The sequence below is a fragment of the Streptomyces sp. NBC_01446 genome (assembly GCF_026340095.1).
Lineage (GTDB): Bacteria > Actinomycetota > Actinomycetes > Streptomycetales > Streptomycetaceae > Streptomyces > Streptomyces aureus.
Window position 1 is genome coordinate 3816106 of sequence record NZ_JAPEPO010000001.1, and the last position, 23113, is coordinate 3839218.

Annotated in this window: 21 protein-coding genes; 6 read left to right on the top strand and 15 right to left on the bottom strand. The window is 72.1% G+C overall.

Annotation, left to right across the window (positions count from 1 at the left end; genetic code table 11):
- Positions 1-207 precede the first annotated feature (207 nt).
- Positions 208-816 carry a phosphatase PAP2 family protein gene (locus tag OG456_RS17120; RefSeq protein WP_266561895.1) on the bottom strand — a complete coding sequence of 203 codons (609 nt, stop codon included), beginning with the start codon at positions 814-816 and terminating at the stop codon, positions 208-210.
- Complete coding sequence (locus tag OG456_RS17125; RefSeq protein ID WP_266561897.1) at positions 813-1490, bottom strand: DedA family protein; 678 nt, start codon at positions 1488-1490, stop codon at positions 813-815. The genes OG456_RS17120 and OG456_RS17125 overlap by 4 nt, the downstream gene beginning before the upstream one ends.
- A gap of 130 nt (positions 1491-1620) precedes the next feature.
- Between OG456_RS17125 and OG456_RS17130 the strand changes: the two genes are divergently transcribed.
- Both OG456_RS17130 and OG456_RS17135 read left to right on the top strand, forming a co-directional pair.
- Positions 1621-2028, top strand: coding sequence for a BlaI/MecI/CopY family transcriptional regulator (locus tag OG456_RS17130; RefSeq protein ID WP_266561899.1), 408 nt, complete (start codon positions 1621-1623; stop codon positions 2026-2028).
- The gene (locus OG456_RS17135) at positions 2025-2963 is read left to right on the top strand and encodes a M56 family metallopeptidase (RefSeq protein ID WP_266561901.1); all 939 of its coding nucleotides are present in this window, start codon (positions 2025-2027) and stop codon (positions 2961-2963) included. Before OG456_RS17130 ends, OG456_RS17135 begins: the two co-directional genes overlap by 4 nt.
- Positions 2964-2990: 27 nt before the next feature.
- Here the strand turns inward: OG456_RS17135 and OG456_RS17140 are convergent, their stop codons facing one another.
- Positions 2991-4346, bottom strand: coding sequence for a M64 family metallopeptidase (locus tag OG456_RS17140; RefSeq protein ID WP_266561903.1), 1356 nt, complete (start codon positions 4344-4346; stop codon positions 2991-2993).
- 178 nt (positions 4347-4524) lie between these two features.
- Between OG456_RS17140 and OG456_RS17145 the strand changes: the two genes are divergently transcribed.
- The 3 genes from OG456_RS17145 to OG456_RS17155 all read left to right on the top strand — a co-directional run bounded on the left by OG456_RS17145 (position 4525) and on the right by OG456_RS17155 (position 8910).
- Positions 4525-6063: a helix-turn-helix transcriptional regulator gene (locus tag OG456_RS17145; RefSeq protein ID WP_266561905.1), complete on the top strand. Its 1539-nt coding sequence runs from the start codon at positions 4525-4527 to the stop codon at positions 6061-6063.
- A gap of 115 nt (positions 6064-6178) precedes the next feature.
- Positions 6179-7993: a prolyl oligopeptidase family serine peptidase gene (locus OG456_RS17150; RefSeq protein ID WP_266561907.1), complete on the top strand. Its 1815-nt coding sequence runs from the start codon at positions 6179-6181 to the stop codon at positions 7991-7993.
- Positions 7994-8073: 80 nt separating this feature from the next.
- Positions 8074-8910 carry an SURF1 family protein gene (locus OG456_RS17155; RefSeq protein ID WP_266561909.1) on the top strand — a complete coding sequence of 279 codons (837 nt, stop codon included), beginning with the start codon at positions 8074-8076 and terminating at the stop codon, positions 8908-8910.
- Between the two features lie 134 nt (positions 8911-9044).
- On the opposite strand, the gene OG456_RS17160 is transcribed toward OG456_RS17155, so the two are convergent.
- From OG456_RS17160 to OG456_RS17190, 7 genes are all read right to left on the bottom strand, one after another.
- Complete coding sequence (locus OG456_RS17160; RefSeq protein WP_266561911.1) at positions 9045-10211, bottom strand: hypothetical protein; 1167 nt, start codon at positions 10209-10211, stop codon at positions 9045-9047.
- Positions 10208-10876 carry a SigE family RNA polymerase sigma factor gene (locus tag OG456_RS17165; RefSeq protein WP_323136338.1) on the bottom strand — a complete coding sequence of 223 codons (669 nt, stop codon included), beginning with the start codon at positions 10874-10876 and terminating at the stop codon, positions 10208-10210. Before OG456_RS17165 ends, OG456_RS17160 begins: the two co-directional genes overlap by 4 nt.
- Before the next feature lie 356 nt (positions 10877-11232).
- Positions 11233-12300 carry an aspartate-semialdehyde dehydrogenase gene (locus tag OG456_RS17170; RefSeq protein ID WP_266561915.1) on the bottom strand — a complete coding sequence of 356 codons (1068 nt, stop codon included), beginning with the start codon at positions 12298-12300 and terminating at the stop codon, positions 11233-11235.
- On the bottom strand, positions 12300-13580 hold the full coding sequence (locus OG456_RS17175) for an aspartate kinase (protein WP_266561917.1): 1281 nt from the start codon (positions 13578-13580) through the stop codon (positions 12300-12302). The genes OG456_RS17170 and OG456_RS17175 overlap by 1 nt, the downstream gene beginning before the upstream one ends.
- 248 nt (positions 13581-13828) lie before the next feature.
- Positions 13829-14488: a DUF5063 domain-containing protein gene (locus OG456_RS17180; RefSeq protein ID WP_266561919.1), complete on the bottom strand. Its 660-nt coding sequence runs from the start codon at positions 14486-14488 to the stop codon at positions 13829-13831.
- Entirely contained in the window at positions 14481-15080 is a 600-nt protein-coding gene (recR, locus tag OG456_RS17185; protein ID WP_100596382.1) for a recombination mediator RecR, read from the bottom strand. Before recR ends, OG456_RS17180 begins: the two co-directional genes overlap by 8 nt.
- A gap of 90 nt (positions 15081-15170) precedes the next feature.
- Positions 15171-15512 carry a YbaB/EbfC family nucleoid-associated protein gene (locus tag OG456_RS17190; protein WP_116511762.1) on the bottom strand — a complete coding sequence of 114 codons (342 nt, stop codon included), beginning with the start codon at positions 15510-15512 and terminating at the stop codon, positions 15171-15173.
- Between the two features lie 269 nt (positions 15513-15781).
- Here OG456_RS17190 and OG456_RS17195 point away from each other — a divergent pair, with 269 nt between their 5' ends.
- Complete coding sequence (locus tag OG456_RS17195; protein ID WP_266561926.1) at positions 15782-16543, top strand: SLATT domain-containing protein; 762 nt, start codon at positions 15782-15784, stop codon at positions 16541-16543.
- A gap of 76 nt (positions 16544-16619) precedes the next feature.
- Here OG456_RS17195 and OG456_RS17200 read toward each other — a convergent pair whose 3' ends face one another.
- The 5 genes from OG456_RS17200 to OG456_RS17220 all read right to left on the bottom strand — a co-directional run bounded on the left by OG456_RS17200 (position 16620) and on the right by OG456_RS17220 (position 22872).
- Positions 16620-17270 carry a hypothetical protein gene (locus OG456_RS17200; RefSeq protein ID WP_266561928.1) on the bottom strand — a complete coding sequence of 217 codons (651 nt, stop codon included), beginning with the start codon at positions 17268-17270 and terminating at the stop codon, positions 16620-16622.
- A gap of 68 nt (positions 17271-17338) precedes the next feature.
- Positions 17339-19828, bottom strand: a complete 2490-nt coding sequence (locus tag OG456_RS17205; RefSeq protein WP_266561930.1) for a dolichyl-phosphate beta-glucosyltransferase — start codon at positions 19826-19828, stop codon at positions 17339-17341.
- Positions 19825-20511, bottom strand: a complete 687-nt coding sequence (locus OG456_RS17210; protein ID WP_266561932.1) for a GntR family transcriptional regulator — start codon at positions 20509-20511, stop codon at positions 19825-19827. Before OG456_RS17210 ends, OG456_RS17205 begins: the two co-directional genes overlap by 4 nt.
- 99 nt (positions 20512-20610) lie before the next feature.
- The gene (locus OG456_RS17215) at positions 20611-21966 is read right to left on the bottom strand and encodes an aspartate aminotransferase family protein (protein WP_266561933.1); all 1356 of its coding nucleotides are present in this window, start codon (positions 21964-21966) and stop codon (positions 20611-20613) included.
- Between the two features lie 63 nt (positions 21967-22029).
- Positions 22030-22872, bottom strand: coding sequence for a VTC domain-containing protein (locus tag OG456_RS17220; RefSeq protein WP_266561934.1), 843 nt, complete (start codon positions 22870-22872; stop codon positions 22030-22032).
- Between the last annotated feature and the right edge of the window lie 241 nt (positions 22873-23113).

Here is a 23113-nt window from a genome sequence, read left to right on the forward strand (position 1 = left end):
TGCCTGCTCCTGCGTCCGCGGCCGGCTCCGCGGCCGCCGCGGAGAACAACGGGCGGATCGAGGTCGCCGGTAGTAACTCCGTCGGCCGCGACATCAGCAGGGCGGCGTCCGCCGTATCCAGGGCCCTCGGGATTCCGGTCCTCGGGCAGGTCTACGGGCAGGTCTACGGGTATGGGGCGCCGCCCTGTTTCGTCGTGCCCCTCCCTGTCACTGTGTCGACACCAGGGGCCGTAGGCGGGTCGATCTCAGGCGGTCCACCTGTGGGGCGGCGCGGGTCGCGAGTGGGGTGAGCAGGAGGGCCAGGGTGGCGCCTACGGCCAGGCCCACCGCCACGTCGTGCGGGTAGTGCACGCCGATCCACACCCGGGAGGCGCCCATGAGGACCGCCGCCGGGACCGCGATCAGGCCGATGCGGCGGTCCGCGAGCAACAGCGTGACGGCTGCCGCGGCGGCGATCACCGCGTGGTTGCTGGGGAACGACCAGTCCCCGAGTGCCGGGCACGCCTCCACGGTGACCGTGTGGAGCGTGCGACACGGGCGCTGTTCGTCGACGACCGACTTGAGTACGGAATTCGCCGCGTAGGCGACGACGACGATGACCGGGGACGCGAGGACCCGGGCCATCCGGACGCCGCCCTCGCCTCTCGCGCGCCACCACGCCGCGATCATCAGTACGGCGAAGAGCGCGAGCCCGTAGTCCGACCAGCCGGACACGACGGCGTCCACCGCGTGCGGGGTGCTGTGCGCCAGGTCGGTCACCCATGTGTAGAGACCCCCGTCCACGGACGCGCCGCCGAAGGCGAGAGGTGCGGTCACGATGTGCCCTCCTCCGCGGCGCGGCGCTCGCGTGACCTGGCGCGGGAGCGCCACACCTCCAGGGCGAGCGGGATCAGGGAGACGATGACCACGAGGGCGACGATCGGCAGGAGGTACCGGTCGACGTTCGGCACCGACGAGCCGAGTCCGTAGCCCGCGAGGACCAGGCCGACCGTCCAGACGAGGCCGCCGACGATCTGCCACACCGTGAAGACCCGCGCCGGCACCCCGAGTGCTCCGGCCAGCGGGTTGAGCACCGTACGGACGACGGGGACGAAGCGGGCCAGGACGATCGCCTTGGCGTGGCCGTACCGATCGAGCAGCTCCTCTGCACGGGCCGCCCCCTCGTGCAGCCGCTTGGCTCTGCTGCGGGCGAGGAGCGCGGGGCCGCCGCGCCGCCCGATCCAGTACCCCGCCTGCGCCCCGGCCAGCGCGCCCACGACCGCGGCGGCCAGGACCTGCGGCAGCGAGAGGTGGACAGGCCCGTGCGAGCCGCCCGCGCAGAGCAGGCCGGCCGTGAAGAGCAGCGAGTCGCCCGGCAGGAAGAACCCGACGAGCAGCCCGGTCTCCGCGAACAGGACGGCGGCCACACCGAGGGCGCCGAAGGCGGCCAGGAGGGAGCCCGCGTCCAGCACGTTCACCGCTTGGGCGGCGGCGAAGGGGTCTACGGCCATGGGGGCCGCTCCTCTCAGTCGTCTCATAATGGGCTGAACGGCGACCGAGAGTCGGCGCGCCGACCATACGACTACAGTCGTGTAGACGGTCTACTCAACTGTAGACGACGAAGAGCGGAGGATCGTTCCCATGGCCGAGGAGCAGGAACGGCGTCCCGCGGGCGAGCTCGAGGCGAGCGTCCTCGCCGCGCTCTGGGCCGCCGAGACACCGCTCACCCCCGGCGAGGTGCAGCGGGCACTCGCCGACGACCTGGCCCGCACCACCGTGACCACGATCCTGACCCGGCTCCACGCCAAGGGGACGGTCACCCGTGACCGCGCGGGCCGCGGCTACGCGTACCGGCCCGCGCAGGACGCGCATGGGCTCACGGCCCGCCGCATGCACGCCGAGCTCGACAAGGACGAGGACCGCGGCACGGTCCTGGCCCGATTCGTCTCCGAGCTCAGCACCGAGGACGAGCAGATGCTGCGCGCGCTGCTCGACGGCGGAGCCGACAGCGGCGCCGAGGGCGCCGACCGCGGAGGTACCGGCCGATGATCTTCGCCGTCTGGATCCCGCTGCTCATGCCGCTGCTCGCCGCGCCCGCCGCGCGCCGGGCCGCCGAGTTGCTGCCGCCCCGCGCGGCGGCCTGGACGCTGGCGGGCTTCTCCGTAGTCCTCGCCGGATCCAGCACGGCCGCACTCGGCCTCCTCGCCTCCGCCGGGGCGCTGCGACTGCCTCCCGTGGCCGTCCTCGGGCATCTGTCGCCACCGCTCCTCGGCGACGACTCCCCGGTGCTCGTTCCCGCGTCGGTCCTCGCCGCGCTCGCGCTGACGGCTGGCGCGTTCGCGCTGGTCCGTACGGGGCTGCGGCAGCGGCGCGAGATGCGGGCGGCCCGCGCCGCTTCCGCCGCCGCCGACGAACTCTCCGTACGGCCGGACGAGCTCCCGTACGCCTACGCCCTTCCGGGGCGCCCGGACCGGATCGTCGTGACGACGGGGATGCTGCGGGCGCTCGACGCACGGGAGCGCGAGGTGCTCTTCGCGCACGAGCGCGCGCACCTCGCGGGCCGCCACCATCTGTTCCTCGCGACGGCCGAACTGGCCGTCACCCTGCACCCGATGCTGCGCGGACTGCGCGAACCGCTCGCCTACGCGCTCGAGCGCTGGGCCGACGAGTCCGCCGCCACCGCGACGGGCGACCGGGCGCTCACCGCGCGGGCGATCGGCCGGGCCGCCCTCGCCGCGGCCCGCGTCCCGGGGGCCGGGTCACGGCCCCGTACGGCGCTCGCCGTCGCGGCGGGTCCCGTGCCGCGGCGCGTCACCGCCCTGCTGACCACGAGTGCCGCGGCGGCCCGCCCGCGCAGGGCGCTGCGGCGCGCGCTGGCCGGCGCGCTCCTGGTGTGCGCGGTGCTCTCGGCCGGCGCCGTCGCCGACGCGGCCCACGACCTGCACGCGGGCGTGGAGGTCGCACAGGGCGAGACCGGCCGCTGAACCGGCCCCCACGCGCGCGTGGGGGCGTCACTTGCCCGTCTTCACCGTCCAGCTGACGCTGTTGGACGCGGCCCGGATCGCGGCCGGGTCCCGGAGTGACGCGCTGTTGTCGACGGCGGTCGCGGTGATGGTGTGCGTGCCCTTGCGCGCGCCGAGCTCCTTGCCGGTGACGGTGCGCTCGGCGGCGGCGCGGCGCACCTCGACCCCGTCGACGTACCAGTGCACGCGCACGTCGGACAGGCCCTTGGCGAGCGGTGCGAGGTCCACGCGGATGTGGTCCTGGGGGCGCAGGCTGCGGGTGGTCGGTGTGCGGGCCGTGAGCACGTCGGCGTCGCGGTAGAAGCCGGCGATCATCGCCTCGCGGCCGACGAGGTTGAACTGCTCGGTGTCCAGGGAACGCATGATCGAGTTCTGGGTCGGGCGGTAGATCCCGTACTCGTAGTAGCCGCCGCCCTCGTACGCGCCCACGGTCCCTCCCGCCGGGTCGCTCTCGCCGAGCCAGCGGTACCACTTGGCCTTGGCGCCGGACATGCCGTCCGCCGTCAGGATGCTGGTGTTGGGCTCGACGGGCTCCGCGCCGGGGTACCTGCCGTAACCCGCGTACTGATACTCGTCGGCCAGCAGGCCTATGGAGTGACCCAGTTCGTGGGCGCCGATCAGGTACGAGCGGTCGTTGTCGGAGGACATCGTGGCGATGCCGGTGTGCCCGGCGGTCGACTGGAGGCCGCCGTAACCGGCGCCGCCGTACTTCGTGGCGTTCGAGACGACGAAGACGATGTCGGAGTCCGGGGCCTGCTGCGCGTACGAGTCGACCTTCTTCTCGTCGATGCACAGCAGCCGCTCGACGTCGTCACAGAAGAAGTAACTACTGAGCGCGGTGTCCTTGACGACGTCCTGGGTGGGGTCTCCGGAGACACCCGATTCGTTCGAGACCGTGTTGACGAGCCAGAAGTTGAAGAGGCCCTTGTAGCTCTTGTACGGCTCGATCGCGAAGATCGAATCGAGCTTGGACTCGGCGTCCTGCCTGAAGTCCTCCTGCTGGTCCGCCGTGTAGCCGTCGCCCATGATCACGAGGTCGAGGCGACCCTCGGAGGGGCCCGTCTTCTGAAGCGCGGTGACCTCGCCGTCCGGGGCTGCCGTCGCGGGCGTGCGCTTCTCCTTGCGGATCTCCGCCGGTACGGCCGCCGGAACCTGGACGTGACGGCCCTCTCCGTGGGAGTCGGCGAAGTACTCGACCGTGCGGGTCCCCGTGTCGGGGCCGCCCGCGGCTTCGGCGGCGTCGGCGCGACCGGCGAGGCCCGCGCCACCGAGGGCGGCGGCCGCGAGTACACCGGCGAGGAGCGCGGCGGGCAGGGGACGGCGCGGGGACTTGGGTATCGGCACGAGGACCTCGGGTACTCAAGTAGGAGACATAAGTGCTGGGTTAATCAGACTTAATCGATCGATCAACCTAGGGGGTGGCGTGGCGGCTGACAAGGGGTGAGACTCAAGTGCCCTGCGGCGAGCGAAAGTTGCGGGAGCGGGACCACGGAGCGGGACAGGAAGGGCGGCGCGCCGCACGATGACGCATGACAGCACCCCGGAGGCGGGTGGCCCCGGCCCCGTACCGGACGAGGAACCCGGCCTCGCACCGGACGCCGAGCCCGCCGAGCCCGCCGAGCCCGCCGAGGCCGCCGAGGCCGCCGAGCCCGCCGAGGCCGCCGAGCCCGCCGAGCCCGCCGGGCCCGCCGACGAACCCATAGGCCGCCGCGTCCTCCGTCTGCGTACGGATCGCGGTTTGACTCAGCGTCAGGTCGCCGAGCCCGCCTACACGCCCGCCTACATCTCCACCCTGGAAGCGGGCCGCGTACGCCCCTCCGAGGCCGCTCTGCGGCACGTCGCCGAGCGGCTCGGCGTGACGTACGAGGAGCTCACGACGGGGCAGCCCGCCCACCTCGCCACCCGGCTGCGCCTGCGCCTCACCGAGGCCCAGCGCGGCCTCACCACGGGCGCCGCCGAGGAGGCAGCCGTCCTGTACGAGGAGCTGCGCGCCGAGGCCGAGCGGCACGGCCTCGCCGCCGAACAGGCCGCCGCCGAACTCGGTCTCGGCGAGTGCGCCCTGGAGACCGGCGAACTCCCCGACGCACACCGCCACTTCGAAACCGCCGAGGCGCTGCTCGTCGCGGCCGGCGCGCCACTGCCTCAGCGCGCCCCCGTCGTACGCGCGCGTGCCGTCGCGCACTACCTCTCCGGAGAGCTGCGGTACGCGTGCTACCTCCTGGAGTCCGCCCTCGACGAGCTGAACACCAGCGGCCTGCACGATCCGGACGCCCTGTTGCTGCTCTACACGGCGACCATCGCCCCGTACATGGACATGGGCGCCCACGCGCGCGCCGCGCAGGCCGCCGAGCTCGCGCTCTCGCTGGCCCCGCAGGCCGGGGACCCCGTGCTCGTCGCCAAGATGCACCGCTCGGTGGCCCGCACACTCCTCGCCGAGGGCCGCGCCGCGGAGGCCGACGCGTCCCTGAGCAAGGCCGCCGAGCTGTACCAGCGGCTCCAGATCCGCACCGAACTCGCGCACTGCCACTGGATGCGCGGTTACGTCCACGCCCAGAACGGCCGACTCGCCGATGCGGAACGGGAGTTGAGGACCGCGCGCGACATGCTGTCGGCCAAGCGGGCGGTGCTCTACACGACGCAGGTCGAGGTCGAGCTGGCCGACGTGCTGCGCCGCAGGGGCAGCAGCGACGAGGCGGCCGCGCTGCTGCGGGCCCTGCTCGGCGATCTGAACCCCGAGCGTGGCGCCGTCCACGCGGCGGGCGCGCACCGGCTGCTCGGCATCATCGCGGAGGAGTCGGGGGCCGCGGGCGCCCCCGAGGGGAGTGGCCCGGCGACGGCGGCGGCCGAGGCCGCGGAGGAGCACTACGTCACCGCGCTGAGCCTGCTCGAACGGGCGGGCGCGGCGGGCGACCTGGCCGACCTGTGCCGCCTGCTCGGCGACCTCTACCGCCGCACAGGCCGTATCGACGCCGCCCTCGACACGTACCGCACGGGTCTCGGACACCGCGCCGCGCCCGGCACCACGACCCTCGGCCCGGCCCCTGCCGAGCCGCCCGTGTGAGGGGGTCAGACCTTCGTCCCCTTCGTCGCTCCGAGGGAGTACATGGCCGGGAAGTTATCCACAGGCTGGGGAACCTCGCCAGCGGATTGTCGGCCCGTGGAGGCACTATGGGGCCATGACTGAGAGCAACGGGGCCCCTCGGGGGGCGGGCGACGGATCCATGCCGGACTGGGAGAAGCGCTTCCGTGCGCCGCGGGTGTCCCTGCCCGACTGGGCGGAGGACGCACCGGACCGCTCCCTGTTCGTGTCGAACGCGACGGGGACGTACGAGCTGTACGCGTGGGACCGGGCGACGGGCGAGCAGCGCAGAGCGACGGACCGGCCAAACGGGACGACGGACGGCGTGCTGTCCCCCGACGGCGAGTGGATCTGGTGGTTCAGCGACAAGGACGGGGACGAGTTCGGGGTCTGGCTGCGCCAGCCCTTCGCCGGGGGCGAAGACGTCCCCGCGGTGGACGGGCTCGAAGCCTCGTACCCGGCGGGCCTGGCCATCGGGAGGGACGGCTCGACGGCGGTCGTGGGCCGCTCCACGGACGAGGACGGCACGACGATCCATGTCGTCCGTGCCGGCGGCGCGCCCCAGGAGATCTACCGGCACCGCGAGTCGGCCGGCGTCGGCGACCTCTCGCACGACGGCACCCTCATCGCCATCGAGCACACGGAGCACGGGGACGCCATGCACTCGGCGCTGCGTGTGGTGCGGCCCGACGGGACGACGGTCGCCGAGCTCGACGACACCAAGGGCGGCTCGCAGGAGCTGGGCCTGGAAGTCCTCGGCTTCGCTCCGGTGGACGGGGACACCCGTCTCCTCGTCGGGCATCAGCGGCGCGGGCGCTGGGAGCCGATGGTGTGGGACGTGGCGTCGGGCGAGGAGACCGATCTCGCCCTCGGCCTGCCCGGTGACGTCTCCGCCGAGTGGTATCCGGACGGCTCCGCGCTCCTGGTCGCGCACAGCTTCGAGGCCCGCAGCGACCTGTGGCGCTACGAGTTCGGCTCGGGCGCGCCGACCCGCGTCGAGACGCCGCCGGGCACGGTGTCGGGGGCGACGGCCCGGCCCGACGGCAGTGTGGAGTACCTGTGGTCGTCGGCCGCCGAGCCGTCGGTCGTCCGGTCCACGTCGGGCGGCGTGGTCCTCGATCCGCCCGGGCTCAAGGCGCCGGTGTCCGTGCCGGTGGAGGACGTGTGGGTCGAGGGACCCGGCGGCCGCATCCACGCCCTCGTCCAGAAGCCGGCGGGGGCCACGGGGCCCCTGCCCACCGTGTTCGAGGTGCACGGGGGGCCGACCTGGCACGACAGCGACTCGTTCGCGGCGGGACCCGCGGCCTGGGTGGACCACGGGTACGCGGTGGTCCGGGTCAACTACCGGGGCTCGACCGGATACGGGCGCGAGTGGACGGACGCGCTCAAGCACCGCGTCGGCCTCATCGAGCTGGAGGACGTCTCGGCGGTCCGCGAGTGGGCCGTGTCGTCCGGGCTCGCCGACCCGGACCGGCTCGTCCTCGCGGGCGGCTCGTGGGGCGGGTACCTCACGCTCCTCGGCGTCGGCACCCAGCCGGACGTCTGGGCGGTGGGCCTCGCGGCCGTGCCCGTCGCGGACTACGTCACGGCGTACCACGACGAGATGGAGGCCCTCAAGGCGCTGGACCGCACGCTGTTCGGCGGCACCCCGGAAGAGGTCCCCGACCGCTTCACCGCGTCGTCCCCGCTGACGTACGTGGACGAGGTGAAGGCCCCGGTCTACATCTCGGCGGGGGTCAACGACCCGCGGTGCCCGATCCGCCAGATCGACAACTATGTGGACCGGCTCGTGGCGCGCGGCGCCACGCATGAGGTGTACCGGTACGACGCGGGGCACGGTTCGCTCGTCGTGGAGGAGCGGATCAAGCAGGTGCGGCTGGAGCTGGACTTCGCGGCGCGGCATCTGAGCTGACGGACGCGGCGGCGCTCCCGCCCGGGACCGGGCCCACCCCGCGGCCCGGGTCCTCGTGCGGGAGCCGTACCGTGGGGAGGGTGTACCGGTTCCTCCTGACCCCCCGGTGGTGGGGGATCAACGTGTTCGTCGTGCTCGCCATCCCCTTCTGCATCTTCATGGGCTCCTGGCAGCTCGGCCGCTTCGAGGACCGGGTGCAGGGCCACAAGGACGCCTCGGCGCAGTCGACGGCGAACGAGAAGGCCGCGCCCCGGCCGCTCGGCTCCCTGCTGCCCGTGGACCAGAAGACGTCCGGCAAGCGGGCCACCGCGACCGGGCACTACGGCAAGCAGCTTCTGGTCCCCGACCGTGAACTCGACGGCAGGACCGGCTTCTACGTGGTGACGCTGCTGCGCACGGAGGGGCGCGCCGGCAAGGCGCTGCCCGTCGTACGTGGGTGGGTGCCCGGTGCGGCGAGCGCCGCGAAGGCTCCCGCGGCACCCCGGGGTGAGGTCACCGTCACCGGTGCGCTCCAGGCCTCCGAGAGCCCGGGCTCGGGCGGGGCGTCCGCCGCGGGTGGCCTGCCGGCCGGACAGCTCGGCGCGATCAGCGCGGCGTCCCTGGTGAACCTCGTCCCGTACGACGTCTATGACGCCTGGGTCACGCTCGACAAGGCGGACTCCGGGATGACGGCGGTACCGGCGACGGCGCCGCAGGGCAGCGGCCTCGACCTGAAGGCGTTCCAGAACCTGGGCTACACCGGGGAGTGGTTCGTCTTCGCGGGCTTTGTGATCTTCATGTGGTTCCGCCTGCTGCGCCGCGAGGCGGAGTTCGAGCGGGACGCTGCGCTGGGGCTCACGGAATCCGATGCGACCGGCACGGCCGCGGACGCGGCAGGCGCCCCGGAGCCCGCGAGCCCCGAGACGGCCCGAGGCTAGTCCCAAACCGCCGGGAAGAGCCGCCGCGGCTGATCACCGCAGCGGCCGATCACCGTCCAGGCGGGAGGGGGAGGTGCCCAGCACCTCCCCGCGTCCACCGCGTCTCACCGCAGCGGCATGAACGGGTCTCGCCCTTAAGACGCCGGCAAGACGCCCGTGCGGTACACCGTTCCCGCGCACGCGTTGGGGATCGTCGTGCTGGACGAGGGCGTGCCCGCTTCCGCCGTGTGGGAGACCGCGACGCTTCCGTCGGCAGTGGGGCCCTCCGCCACCAGCTGCGTGGACAGGCCGCTCTGGTCCGGGTTCGAGCCCGTCGCGTCGCCCGTGGTGCCGCCGGACGGGGTCGGGCTGGGCGACGCGTCGCCCCCGCCTCCCGTGGTCGGGCAGCTCGCGGACGGCACCCACGCGAAGCGGACCTCGTACGACATGCCCGGTTCGAGGATGAGCTGGCTGGGCTCCGTCGACGGGTCGGGCAGCCCGGTCGCGGCGTCACCCGCCGTGTGGTCGACGACGTTGACCTTGGTCGGGTCGGCCGCGCCCTGGGCAACGACGGAGACGGTGCCGGGGGCGTCCACGGAGCAGTTCGCCTGGGAGACGTTCGTGACGCGGAAGGAGCCGTAGACCTTGCCGCCCGCGTCGGCGGCGCCGAGGCTCGCCGGGGCGCCGCCGAGGTCGGCCGGCCCGCAGACCGGGGAGCTCGCGGCCGCCGTGCTCGCGGGATCGGGGCCGCCGGTGGCACCACCGCCCGCACCCTTGCCCTTGTCGCCGAGCTTGCCCTTCTTGCCGTCCTTGTCCTTGGACTTGGACTTGCCCGACGGGCTCCCCGTGCCGCTCTCGCCGCCGTCGGGCCCCTTCCCGGAGCCCGTACCGCCGCGCGTCGCCTCGCTGTTGCCGGCGATGGACGGGTGGTCGTTCGACCCGCTCTGGCCCGTCACATGGACGAGCGCGGGGATCGCCGTGCCGATGAACAGGGCCGCGGCCGCCACACCGACGACGGCCTGCCGCTTGCGGGCTCGCCGGGCCGGCACGGCGCGGCGCAGATGGTCGAGCGTCCCGTTCTTCGGCTCGATCTCCTCCACGGCCTGGTGCAACAGGCGCCGCAGCGCCAGCTCGTCACCGCCGAGGGAGTCCAGGGGGTCAGGAGAGTCCGGGCCGCCCTCGGAGTCCGGGCGGCCGAAGGGATCCTCGGGCCCGTCGAAAAGGCCGTCGTCCTGGCCGGGGCCGTGATTCACAGTTCCATCCCCGGATCCCACACGCTTGTTCTGCTCATCCCGATCACTGCGGTGCTTGTCGCTGCTCATGCGGGGGCCTCCATGGCGACGCGGAGCGCCGCTATGCCCCGGGATCCGTACGCCTTCACGGAACCGAGGGAGATGCCCAGGGCCTCCGCCACCTGTGCCTCGGTCATGTCCGCGAAGTAGCGCAGGACGAGGACCTCGCGCTGGCGGCGCTGGAGCCCGCGCAGCGCCTGCTTCAGCGCGTCGCGCTCGAGCAGGTCGTACGCCCCCTCCTCCGCGCTCGCCATGTCGGGCATCGGCTTCGTCAGAAGCTTCAGGCCGAGGATGCGGCGGCGCAGGGCGGAGCGCGAGAGGTTCACGACCGTCTGCCGCAGATACGCGAGCGTCTTCTCGGGATCGCGCACTCTCTTGCGCGCGGAGTGGACCCTGATGAACGCCTCCTGCACGACGTCCTCGCAGGAGGCCGTGTCGTCCAGGAGCAGGGCCGCGAGACCGAGGAGCGACCGGTAGTGGGCGCGATAGGTCTCGGTCAGATGGTCGACTGTGGTGCCTGCTGCCATCGTCTCCTCAGCGCCTTCGCGCTGAGCGGGTATGCGGGCAGGCCGCGCTGCTGGCATGGGGGCGATCACCGGCATGCCGCCGGACGAACCGGACATCCGGGGACGCCGGGGCGGGCGAAGGGCTGCACCCCTCGCCTGAACCGCTGTGAAATCGAGTACCTCTGCCACGCCTGTTGGACACGCTTCCCCCCGTCAGGGTTGTACGCGACAGGCGTCCTGTTTGCGGCAGGCATCATCCATGACGCTGCGTCAAGTGCCCTCATGCGTACCCGCTCTTCCCCTATGCCCCAGTTTCCCCTGGCGCCCCTAGGCCCTACGCCCCCGAAAGGCGATCGCAAAGACGCTCCCCGTCCCGTGCGCGGTTGCACGGAACGGGGAGGGATCTTCGACGAATCTTCGGGCGTGCGGACCGGCGCGTTCAAGTGGTTAGACCACCGATCGCCCACAGGTCCTTCACAGATCCTATAAAGCGCGCCGGATAAAAGAAGACCAAGTCCGGTTTCCGGACGGTGAAGAGGCCGAACTCACGCGGCGGGCGGGAACTCCTGGGCCACCAGCTCGGCGATCTGCGCGGTGTTGAGGGCCGCGCCCTTGCGCAGGTTGTCCCCGCACACGAAGAACTCGAGCCCGGCCGGGTCGTCGAGGGAGCGCCGGACGCGGCCGACCCAGGTCGGGTCGGTGCCCACCACATCGGCGGGCGTGGGGAACTCACCGGCCGCCGGGTTGTCGAAGAGCACGACCCCGGGCGCGGTCGCGAGGATCTCGCGCGCCTTGTCGACCGTGACCTCGCTCTGGAAGCGGGCGTGGACGGTCAGGGAGTGCGTGGTGACGACGGGGACGCGTACGCACGTCACCGCGACCTTGAGGTGAGGCAGGCCGAGGATCTTGCGGGACTCGTCCCGCACCTTCATCTCCTCGGAGGACCAGCCGTCCTCGCGCAGGGACCCGGCCCACGGCACGACGTTGAGCGCCACGGGCTCGAGGAAGGGGCCGGTGTTGTCGCCGACGGCGCGGCGTACGTCGCCGGGGTTCGTCCCGAGTTCCGTACCGGCCACGAGCGACATCTGCTGGCGCAGGGTGTCGATCCCGGCGCGGCCGGCCCCGCTGACGGCCTGGTAGCTGGAGACGACCAGCTCGCGCAGCCCGAACTCGGCGTGCAGCGCCCCGACGGCGACGATCATCGACAGGGTCGTGCAGTTGGGGTTGGCGACGATGCCGCGCGGCCGCACGCGCGCGGCGTGCGGATTGACCTCGGGCACGACGAGCGGCACGTCCGGGTCCATGCGGAAGGCGGCCGAGTTGTCGACGACGACCGCCCCCTTGGAGGCGGCGACGGGCGCCCACTGCGCGGAGATCTCGTCGGGTACGTCGAACATCGCGACGTCGACGCCGTCGAAGGCCTCCTCGCTCAGGGCCATGACCTCGACCTCCTCCCCGCGCACGGCCAGCTTGCGGCCGGCCGAGCGGGGGGAGGCGATCAGACGGATCTCGCCCCAGATGTCCGCGTGCTGCGAAAGGATCTGGAGCATGACCGCGCCGACGGCCCCGGTCGCTCCCACGACCGCGAGTGTCGGCCTGTCGGTCCGAGCCATCAGCGGCCGGTGCCTCCGTAGACCACGGCCTCATCGGAGTCCGAGTCGAGGCCGAAGGCGGTGTGCACGGCGCGCACGGCCTCGTTCACATCGTCCGCGCGCGTGACGACCGAGATGCGGATCTCGGAGGTCGAGATGAGCTCGATGTTGACGCCCGCGTCGCTGAGCGCCTCGAAGAACCCGGCCGTGACACCCGGGTTCGTCTTCATACCGGCGCCCACGAGGGAGATCTTGGCGATCTGGTCGTCGTAGCGCAGGGACTCGAAGCCGACCGCGGACTTCGTCTTCTCCAGGGCGTCGATGGCCTTGCGGCCCTCGGTCTTCGGGAGAGTGAAGGAGATGTCCGTCAGGCCGGTCGAGGCCGCGGACACGTTCTGCACGATCATGTCGATGTTGACCTGGGAGTCCGCGATGGCGCGGAAGATGTTCGCGGCCTCCCCGGGCTTGTCCGGGACACCGACGACGGTGATCTTCGCCTCGGAGGTGTCATGAGCGACACCGGAGATGATGGCCTGCTCCACCTTCTGGTCCCCTTGATCAAAGTGCGGTTCGTTGCTGACCCAGGTGCCCTGCAGTCCCGAGAAGGACGAGCGTACGTGGATCGGGATGTTGTAGCGGCGCGCGTACTCCACACAGCGGTGGAGCAGCACCTTCGACCCGGAGCTGGCGAGCTCCAGCATGTCCTCGAAGGAGATCCAGTCGATCTTCCGCGCCTTCTTCACGACGCGCGGGTCGGCGGTGAACACGCCGTCGACGTCGGTGTAGATCTCGCACACCTCGGCGTCGAGCGCCGCGGCGAGGGCGACGGCCGTCGTGTCGGACCCGCCACGGCCGAGCGTGGTGATGTCCTTCTTGTCCTGGCTGACGCCCTGGAACCCGGCGACGATGGCGATGTTGCCCTCGTCGAGCGCCGTCCTGATCCGTCCCGGGGTCACATCGATGATCCGGGCTTTGTTGTGGACCGAGTCGGTGATGACGCCGGCCTGACTGCCCGTGAACGACTGGGCCTCGTGGCCCAGGTTTTTGATCGCCATGGCCAGCAGGGCCATGGAGATCCGCTCTCCGGCGGTCAGCAGCATGTCGAATTCGCGCCCGGCAGGGATCGGGGATACCTGCCCGGCGAGATCGATCAACTCATCCGTCGTGTCGCCCATCGCGGACACCACGACAACCACCTGGTTGCCGTTCTTCTTGGCGTCGACGATTCGCTTGGCGACCCGCTTGATGCCTTCGGCATCGGCTACGGAGGAGCCTCCGTACTTCTGCACGACAAGGCCCACGTGCGCTCCTCGCTCAGTTTGTCTCGGTCGGCTCAGTCTAACGAGCGGCCGAAATCAGCCCCGGGAATACCACATCCTGAGATGTCCCGCTCAGAAGGTGATCACCAGGCACAGGGACCCGGTGGGGGCTTCTCGCTCCGGCCGCTCGGACAGGCGCATGCCCCCGCCCGGGCCCGGCAACCGGAAAAGTGGGGTGGGTCACTTCACCGGCCGGTTCATTTCACCGGCGAGCACCCACGGGGCGGGGGTCATTTCACCGTACGGAGTCCCAGCGGACCCGCGATCTCCTCCGCCATGACCCTGCCCGCGGCCTCGGCGAGGGCGTCCTCGGCGAGGTCCTCGTCGGTGTCGAGGCCGTCCAGGTCGTCCAGCGGCTGGTTGAGGCGGACGTGCGCGACCAGGGACTGGAGCGCGCGCAGGGCGCCGGAGGCCGTGGAGCCCCAGTTCGAGAAGTAGGAGAACTGCCACCACCACAGGGCCTCGGTGGTGCGGCCCGAGCGGTAGTGGGCCATGCCGTGGCGCAGGTCGGCCATGACGTCGGCCAGATCGTCCGAGATCCGGCAGGCGACCGGCGCCTTGCGGGGCTCGTACGGGTCGAAGACCTCGGAGTAGACGTCGATCGGCTCCAGGAGCGTGGCGAGCTTCTGGCGCAGGTCGTCGACGTCCGGCTCGGGGCCGAGGTCGGGCTCGTAGCGCTCGTCGGGGACGATGTCCTCGTGCGCGCCGAGCCGCCCGCCCGCGAGGAGCAGCTGGGAGACCTCGAGGAGCAGGAAGGGGACGGCCGAGTCCGGCTCGTCGCCCTTCGCCACCTCGGCGACCGCGACGAGGAAGGACTCGATCTGGTCCGAGATCTGGACCGCGAAGTCGTCCGGATGGTCCTTGACGGCGTTCAGTGTGGCGTCAGACATCTAGGAGTCGTCTCCCCTCGAAGGCGCGGCCGAGCGTGACCTCGTCCGCGTATTCCAGGTCGCCCCCGACCGGGAGCCCGCTGGCCAGGCGGGTGACCTTGAGGCCCATCGGCTTGATCATGCGGGCGAGGTACGTCGCCGTGGCCTCGCCCTCCAGGTTCGGGTCCGTGGCCAGAATCAGCTCGGTGACCGTGCCGTCGGCGAGGCGGGCGAGGAGTTCCCTTATCCGCAGGTCGTCCGGGCCGACGCCCTCGATGGGACTGATCGCCCCGCCGAGCACGTGGTACTTGCCCCGGAACTCGCGGGTCCGCTCGACCGCGACGACGTCCTTGGGCTCCTCGACGACGCAGATCACCGTCAGGTCGCGGCGCGGGTCGCGGCAGATGTTGCACAGCTCCTCCTGCGCCACATTGCCGCAGGTCGCGCAGAAGCGGACCTTCGCCTTGACCTCCATCAGTGCCTGCGCGAGACGCCGTACGTCCGTCGGCTCCGCCTGCAGGATGTGGAAGGCGATCCGCTGCGCGCTCTTGGGACCGACGCCCGGCAGCCTGCCGAGCTCGTCGATGAGGTCCTGGACCACGCCTTCGTACACGGAGTGCCTTCCGACTTCTGCTTGATGGTGCTGTGCCGCTGAGCATGCCAGCCGCTGAGTAGTACGTACGTTAGTTGTGGTGGGGCTTCCTTAGAAGGGAAGCCCCGGGATGCCTCCGCCGCCCAGGCCCTGGGCCAGCGGGCCGAGCTTCTGCTGCTGGAGCGTCTGCGCGTTCTCGTTCGCCGCCTGGACCGCCGCGACGACCAGGTCGGCGAGGGTCTCGGTGTCCTCGGGGTCGACGGCCTTCGGGTCGATGACGAGGCCGCGCAGCTCGCCGGAGCCGGTCACCGTCGCCTTGACCAGACCACCGCCGGCCTGGCCCTCGACCTCGGTCCGGGCCAGCTCTTCCTGGGCCTTGGCGAGGTCCTGCTGCATCTTCTGGGCCTGCTGGAGCAGCTGCTGCATATTGGGCTGGCCACCACCGGGAATCACGATTCAGCTCCTGTTGCGTCCTGTTTCGACCTGCGACCACGGGCGGGTTCTCCGCCCTGGAACGAGCCTACGTGGTCGGGGTGTCGCCCGCCCCGGCACCTTTCGCTGCACTCTTTCGAGTGACACGCACTCCCTGCCTATACCTGATCAAGACCCACTTCCGGGCGGAAATACCGCGAAAACGGGCCCTTGGCCACCCATTGGGCGGTAGGAAGATGCTCTGCACATGAGCCCCATCCGTGACCAGGACCAGTCGTAGGGAGTGCCGGGTGAGCCAGCCGGAGATGCAGCCCGAGGGACCGCCTCAGGAGGAGCGGGGCGCCCGGGGCGAGCGCAGTGACGGCACGGGTGACGCGGTGCGGCCGGGCGACCTGACCGGGCGGACGTTCCCCGTCGGTGACTGGGGCGAGCCCGCCGAGCGGCTCGACGAGCTCTACCGGTGGGTGGAGCGCGGGGCGCTCGACACGGCGTACTGGTACCTCGCCGACCGGGTGTGGAAGCGGCGCGGGGCGCGGGCGCTGCGGGGCGGTGCGGTCGCCGGTGCCGTGGCGGGGGCGGCGCTGCCGCTGCTCGATCTGACCGGGGCGCTCGGCGGGGTCGCGCCCTGGGGGTATCTGGCGCTGCTGCTCGCGGTGGCGTGCGTGGCCTGCGACCGGTACTTCGGGCTCACGTCGGGCTGGATAAGGGACGTGGCCACGGCCCAGGCGGTACAGCGGCGGCTTCAGGCGCTCCAGTTCGACTGGGCGTCGGAGAGCGTGCGGGAGGTGCTCGGCCCGACGGAGGGCACGGCCAGTGAGGCCGCCGAGCGGTGCCTGTCGGTGCTGCGGCGCTTCACGGACGACGTGACGGAACTGGTGCGGTCGGAGACGGCGGACTGGATGGTGGAGTTCCGCTCGGGTCCCGCGCCCCTGGTGATGCAGTCCTCCGTCGCCCCGGGCACCCGCCCCGCGGAGCCGCCGCCGGGCCGCTTCCCGCTCCCCCCGGGCGCCCGCCCGAACATGCCCCGCCAGCGCCCGCCCGAGCCGCGCTGACCGCTCCTCGTCCTACCTGGGGCGGTGCGGTCGCGCGGGCCTGTGACGGGGCGCGGCTCGGGCACGGGGCTCCGGGTCAGCTGAAGATGATCATGGAACCTTGTGCCAGGCTCCGGGTCGCGGCCGCGTGCAGGCCGAGCCAGACATGGCGTTCACGGGCGAAGGGGCTGTTGTCGAGGGGGGCCGGCGCCGCCGGTTCCTCCAGGGCCGTGGGCCCCTCCGGCGGGACCGGGGCCGCCGGCGGGTTGGCCGGGTCTATGCCGATCGACCGGGCCACGTACTCCAGTTCCCGCAGGAGCGCGTGGGAGGAGCAGAGGGGGCCACCGCCGGCGAGGAGTTCGTCGTTGGACAGCGGGCTCGGGAAGTCCACAGGGACGTACGCGCCCGCGTGGTCGTAGTGCCAGACCAGGTGCGACTGCTGGGCCGTCGTCTCGAACATCTCCAGTAGCTGCTCGTAGTCGCCGCCCAGTTCGTCGACCGGCGTGACGGCGAGGCCGCACATCTGGAGGAGGTACGCGCGGCGCAGGAAGTGCAGCGCGTCGTAGTCGAAGCCGGCGACGGGGGCCACGTCACCGGAGAGTCCCGGCATGTACGAGTAGACCGGCACCGGCGGCAGTCCTGCCTCGTGCAACGCCTTGTCGTAGAGCGCGAGTTCCTCGGCGAAGGGGTTGTCGGGGCTGTGGCACAGCACATCGACGAGCGGGACCAGCCACAGGTCACAGGCCAAGGCGACTCCTCCGGTGGTGAAGGCCGTGATGAACGGCGGAAAGGCAGCGTAATGCGCGGGGAGCCGGTTCAGCTCCCCCTCTGCACATTGCTCAGATCCCAGATCCATACGCCTCCGGTCCACGTACCGGCCCTGCCGACCAGCTGGTCGACCGTCGCCCGCAGCACCCCGTCGTTCTGCTGCGGGGCGAGCACGAGGACGCCGGCGTGCCAGTACGCGAAGTCGCGGCGGGCCTGGGCGCGCCACGCTTCGGTGATCTCGGGGGCCCGGCCCGAGTAGCGGATGTCGCGCAGCAGGTTGGAGGTCCAGCGGGGCGAGGCGCCGTAAATGCCGACGTGGTCGGGGCCGTAGGGGCCGTTGAAGTAGCCGCCCGGGAGACGGAAGCCGAGGCCGGCCTCGGTCTGCCAGTGCAGGGCCTCCGCGTTGCCCGGGTCGGGCAGCGGCACCGGCACGAGGCTCTCGCCGGGTCCGACGTACCGCTTCCAGGTGCCGTCGGCGACGAACGCCGGGACGTCCGCCCGGTCGACCGCCCTGAGCGGCGCCGGGACGATCGGCACGAGCGCCGCGGCGACCGCCGCGAAGCCGACGAGCCGGTACGGGACCCGCGCCGCGGCGAGCCGGTCCAGCGCGAGGGCGAGCAGCATCCCGAGCGCAGGCGCGCACACCATCGCCACCCGCGACTCGATGACCGACTCGAACAGGGGCCGGTGGGCGAGCAGCGCCCAGGGGCCCGGCAGCACGAGGTCGGTCAGCGGGAGGCGGAACTTCGGGCCGAGCGAGAGCAGGGCCGCGGCGACCGCGGTGAACGCGAGTGCCTTCACGGCGGCGCTGCGCCACAGCCGTACGACGATCGCGAAGGCGAGCGCGACGAGCGGCCAGCCGTAGAAGGCGTTCTGCTCGGTCGGGTTGAGGGCGAGCGCGGCGGCGCGCTCGCGGGAGCCGGCGAGGGAGCGCTCGGCGAAGGAGAGGAGGGCGAGGGGGCTGTTGCCCGCGTTGTCGCCGTGCAGCACGCTCTTGTAGCTCTGCGGGCCGAGGAACTGCCAGTACAGGGGGAAGGCGACGAGCGGCAGCGCGACCGCGGCGGCGACCCCGAGCCCGCGCAGGAGCGGGCGCCAGGCCGCTTTCGCCACGTCCCTGCGCACGACGGCGTGGGCGAGCGCGAACAGCGCCATGCCCATGACGGCGAGCAGGAGCGGTTCCTCGCCGAGGAAGATCTGGTACGTCGCGAAGAGGCCGAGGACGACGCCGTCGCGCACCACGCGCCTGCCTTCGCACAGCCGCAGCGCCCGCTCGATGATCAGCGGGATCATGAAGAGGACGACGAAGTTCGGGTGCGCGTGTGCGTGGCTGACCATCGGGGGCGCGAACGCGGCGAGGAGCGCGCCGGTCGCGGCGGCCCACCGGGTCCGTACGAGCCGTTTCAGGATCAGCCGGTACCAGGCGAAGGCGGTGGCGGCGAGGCCGCCCGTCATCGCCACGTTCAGGGCGACGGCGGGGCCGAAGAGCCAGGTCACGGGGGCGAGCGGGACGGACAGGCCCAGCATCGCGGTGTTGGCCATCAGGTTCACGCCGTCCGGGAAGCCCTGGAGCGTCGTGAACAACGGGTTGTGGAGATGGCGGACGCTGTCCGCCGTCACCGCGAAGAACCACTCCCACTGGTTCTGGTCCTGGAGGGAGTCGGGGAGGTAGCGGTGCGCGGGCGCCGCCCAGCGGCCCGAGTACAGGGCGACGGACAGGACGAGGAAGAGGGCCGCCACGAGGAGGTGGCCCTTCGGCACCGCCCGTGCCCTGAGCGTCACCAGCTCGGCCAGGACCCGGATGTAGTCGAAGGGGCGGACCTTCGATCCCGCCTGGTGCGACCACCGCACGGGCACCTCGGCGACCGGCCAGCCGGAGCGGCGGAAGTACATCAGGATCTCTACGTCGATGCCCCAGCCGTCCAGGCGTGCGGCGCCGAACGCGGCGCGGGCCCGGTCACCGTCGAAGAGCTTGAAGCCGCACTGGGTGTCCCTGATGCCGGGGACGCTCGTCGCGCGTATCAGGAAGTTGCCGGTGCGGCCGAGGAGTTCGCGCAGCCGGTGCTGGTGGCGGGCGATCGTCGCGCCGGGCCTCGCGCGGGAGCCGATCGCCGCCGCGTGGCCCTCGCCGAGCGCCTTGTCGAGGGCTTCCAGCTCCTCGATGGGCGCCGCGAGGTCGGCGTCGGTGACCAGGACACGGCGGCCCCGGGAGGCGAGGACGCCCTGGCGCAGGGCGTGGCCCTTGCCGCGGTTGCGGGGGCTCTCGACGAGCCGGATGCGGGGGGTGCGGCCGGGGCCCTCGGGGGCGGCTGCGGCCGCCCGCTCCGCGATCTCGCGGGTACGGTCGGTGGAGCCGTCGTCGACGACGACGATCTCCCAGTCACCCCACCGGTTCCCGCCGTCCCCGTCGTTCAGGTACGCGGAGACCGCGTCCAGCGTGGGACCGAGCCGGCGCTCCTCGTTGTACGCGGGGACGACGACGGTGAGGTCCACGACGCCCGCGCGCGCGACGACGGGACGGTCGGTCCGCTCCGTGCTCACCGCTTCGCCAGCCGCTCGACGAGGGCGAGGGAGTCCGCGTTGTACGCGGTGACGATGTCCTGCGCGGCGCGGGCGTCCCGGGCCGCGAGCGCGTCGACGAGGCCGCAGTGCCCGGACCAGAGGTGGCCCCTGAGGTCGTCCACACGGCGCAGGTGCGGGACCGCGCACATCCACGACTGGACGCGCAGGCGGTGGAAGAAGTCGGAGAGGTACGGGTTCCCGAACAGGGCGCTGAGCTCGCGCCAGAACCGGAGGTCGTAGCCGATCAGCACGTTCAGGTCGCCGGCCGCGGCCGCGCGGGCGGCCTCCTCGCCGCGGCGGCGGACCCCGGCGAGGGCGGCGGGGGTGGCGTGGTGCGCGTCGGCGTTCGCGGCGAGGCCGCGGAAGATGCCGTCCGTGACGAGGCTGCGGGCCTCGATCATGCCGCGGTAGTCGGCGAGCGAGTACTCGTGGACCGTGAAGCCGCGGTGCTGGGCGGAGTCCAGGAGCCCCTGCCCGGACAGGTCGACCAGGGCCTCACGGACCGGGGTCGCGGAGACGCCGTACTGCTCGGCGATCTCCTTGACCGTGAACTCCTGGCCCGGTTCGAGCCGCCCCGCGAGGATCTCGTCGCGCAGGGCGTCGGCGATCTGCTGGCGCAGCGTGCTGCGCTGGACGGCAGCTCCGCCGTCGGTTCCGGGCACGTGGTCCCTCCCCCGTAGTGCGTCGTCAGCTGGTGAGGCTGTTCCTGGTCAGCTGGTCAGCCTACGCACTACGGGGAGCGACACGGAGTACCTGTTTCCCTACGCCGTGTAGCCGTCCGCCACGGTCAGCGCCTCGTCGAGAGCGGCGAGCCCCTCCTTGGCCTCGGCCTCCGTGACGTTGCACGGCGGGACCACGTGGGTGCGGTTCATGTTGATGAAGGGCCACAGGCCGTTCTTCTTGGCGGCGGCGCCGAAGGCGGCCATCGGCGCGTTCGCCGCACCCGCCGCGTTGTACGGGGTCAGCGGCTCGCGGGTGGCCTTGTCCTTCACCAGCTCCAGGGCCCAGAACATGCCGAGTCCGCGGACCTCGCCCACCGACGGGTGGCGCTCGGCCAGCTCGCGCAGCGCCGGGCCGATCAGCGTCTCGCCGAGGTGGGCGGCGTTCTCGACGACACGCTCCTCCTCCATGACGTTGATGGTGGCGACGGCCGCGGCGCAGGCCAGCGGGTGCCCGGAGTAGGTGAGGCCGCCCGGGTAGGGACGCTTGCCGAACGTGTCGGCGATGGCGCCGGAGATGGCGACGCCGCCGAGCGGGACGTAGCCCGAGTTCACGCCCTTGGCGAAGGTCATCAGGTCGGGCACGACGTCGTAGTGGTCCGCGGCGAACCACTTGCCGGTGCGCCCGAAGCCCGCCATGACCTCGTCGAGGATGAAGACGATGCCGTGCCGGTCACACAGCTCGCGCACGCCCTGGAGGTAGCCGGGCGGCGGCGTCATGATGCCGGCGGTGCCGGGCACGGTCTCCAGGATGATCGCGGCGATCGTGGCCGGGCCCTCGAAGACGATGGTGTCCTCGAGGTGCTGGAGCGCGCGCTCGCACTCCTGCTGCTCGGTCTCCGAGTAGAACGGGGAGCGGTACAGGAACGGCGCCCAGAAGTGGACGACGCCCGCCGCGCCCTGGTCACTCGGCCAGCGGCGCGGGTCGCCGGTCAGGTTGATCGCGGTGGAGGTGGCGCCGTGGTACGAGCGGTAGGCGGAGAGCACCTTGTGGCGGCCCGTGTGCAGCCGGGCCATGCGGGTGGCGTTCTCCACCGCCTCGGCGCCGCCGTTGGTGAAGAAGATCTTGTCCAGGTCGCCGGGGGTCCGCTCGGCTATGAGGCGTGCGGCCTCCGAGCGGGCCTCGACGGCGAACGCGGGCGCGAAGGTCGTGAGGGAGGCGGCCTGCTCCTGGATCGCGGCGACGACCTTCGGGTGCTGGTACCCGATGTTCGTGAAGACGAGGCCGGAGGTGAAGTCGAGGTAGCGGTTGCCGTCGTAGTCCCAGAAGTACGAGCCTTCGGCGCCGGCGACGGCGAGCGGGTCGATGAGCTCCTGTGCGGACCAGGAGTGGAACACGTGCGCACGGTCCGCGGCCTTGACGGCGGCGCCGACCTGGGGATTCGGCTGAGGGGTCATGGGCCCGAGGGTAAATGTCCGCATGGTGGAAGGACCATCGGCGTCCTGTCTGTGGGACGGCCGCTAACGCGACACACTGTCGCCCTCGCGCGGCGGCACCGCCCCGGGAAACAGCGTCCGCACCGCGTCTTCCCACGGCCCGGCCGCCAGCTCGGGCCGCAGCGCGGCGAGTCCCCCGCAGTACTTGCCGAACGCGACGGGGGCCACCCCGAACCGCGCGAGGAGCCGGTCCGCGTCCGTCGGCCGCCCCGGCGCGCCCGCCTTGGTCTCCACCAGCACGGACCCGCCGTCCGCCCGCACGGCGCGCCCCTGACCCGCGTCGCGCACGACGAGCCCCGCGTCACAGGTGAGCCGCTGCCCGTCGGCCACGAACGTCGCGCGCCGGTACTCGGTGACGACGCGGGCGGCCAGCTCCTGCGGCGCCCCGATGCCGTACGTACCGCGCAGGAGTCCGGCGACGAAGGCGCGCCGCGTGTCGTCGAGGGGGTGGTCGCCCTCGCCCAGGAGGGTGCGGTGCTTGACCGTCCCGCCGTCCGCGCAACGCACCTTGAGCTCCAACTGCCGCTTCCCGCTGTCCTCGTAGAGCCGCTCCCTGATGCCGAAGCGGGGCGCGCGTCCCTGCGCGTGGTCGTGGAACGTGCGCAGGGTGGGGGTGTCGTAGTGCGTCGAGCAGTATCCGAACCAGCGGCGGCCGCCGACGGACAGGGCGCGGTAGGGGCCGCCCGGCCTGCGGGGGTCGGTGAGCAGGGCGGCGAAGTCCTGGAAGAGCTCGACGGGGACGAGATAGCTGTGGCCGTGGTGGCGCAGCAGCGGGGCCTCGGTGTCGGTCCCGTCGAGTCCGACGGGACGGGCGGCGAGCGCGGCGCGCGCGAGGGCGCGGACGGCGACTGGCGTCCTGTTCAGCACACGGTCTCCTCGGTCGGGGGAGGTCGTAGACGTGAAGGGGTACGTCGTGACGTGGTCGTCGTGGTTCGTTGCGGTTCGTCGTGAAGTACTACGTACCGGATCGCACGATCGTTCCGATTGACGGAAACAAAATTCCACGGAATGGCCGGCTGTATAGAAAGTGATGGACAGCACCCTGCCGTAATGACAGCATGCTGTCATTACTATGAGGCAGTGACAGGTACCCGAGGTTCTGGAGGAC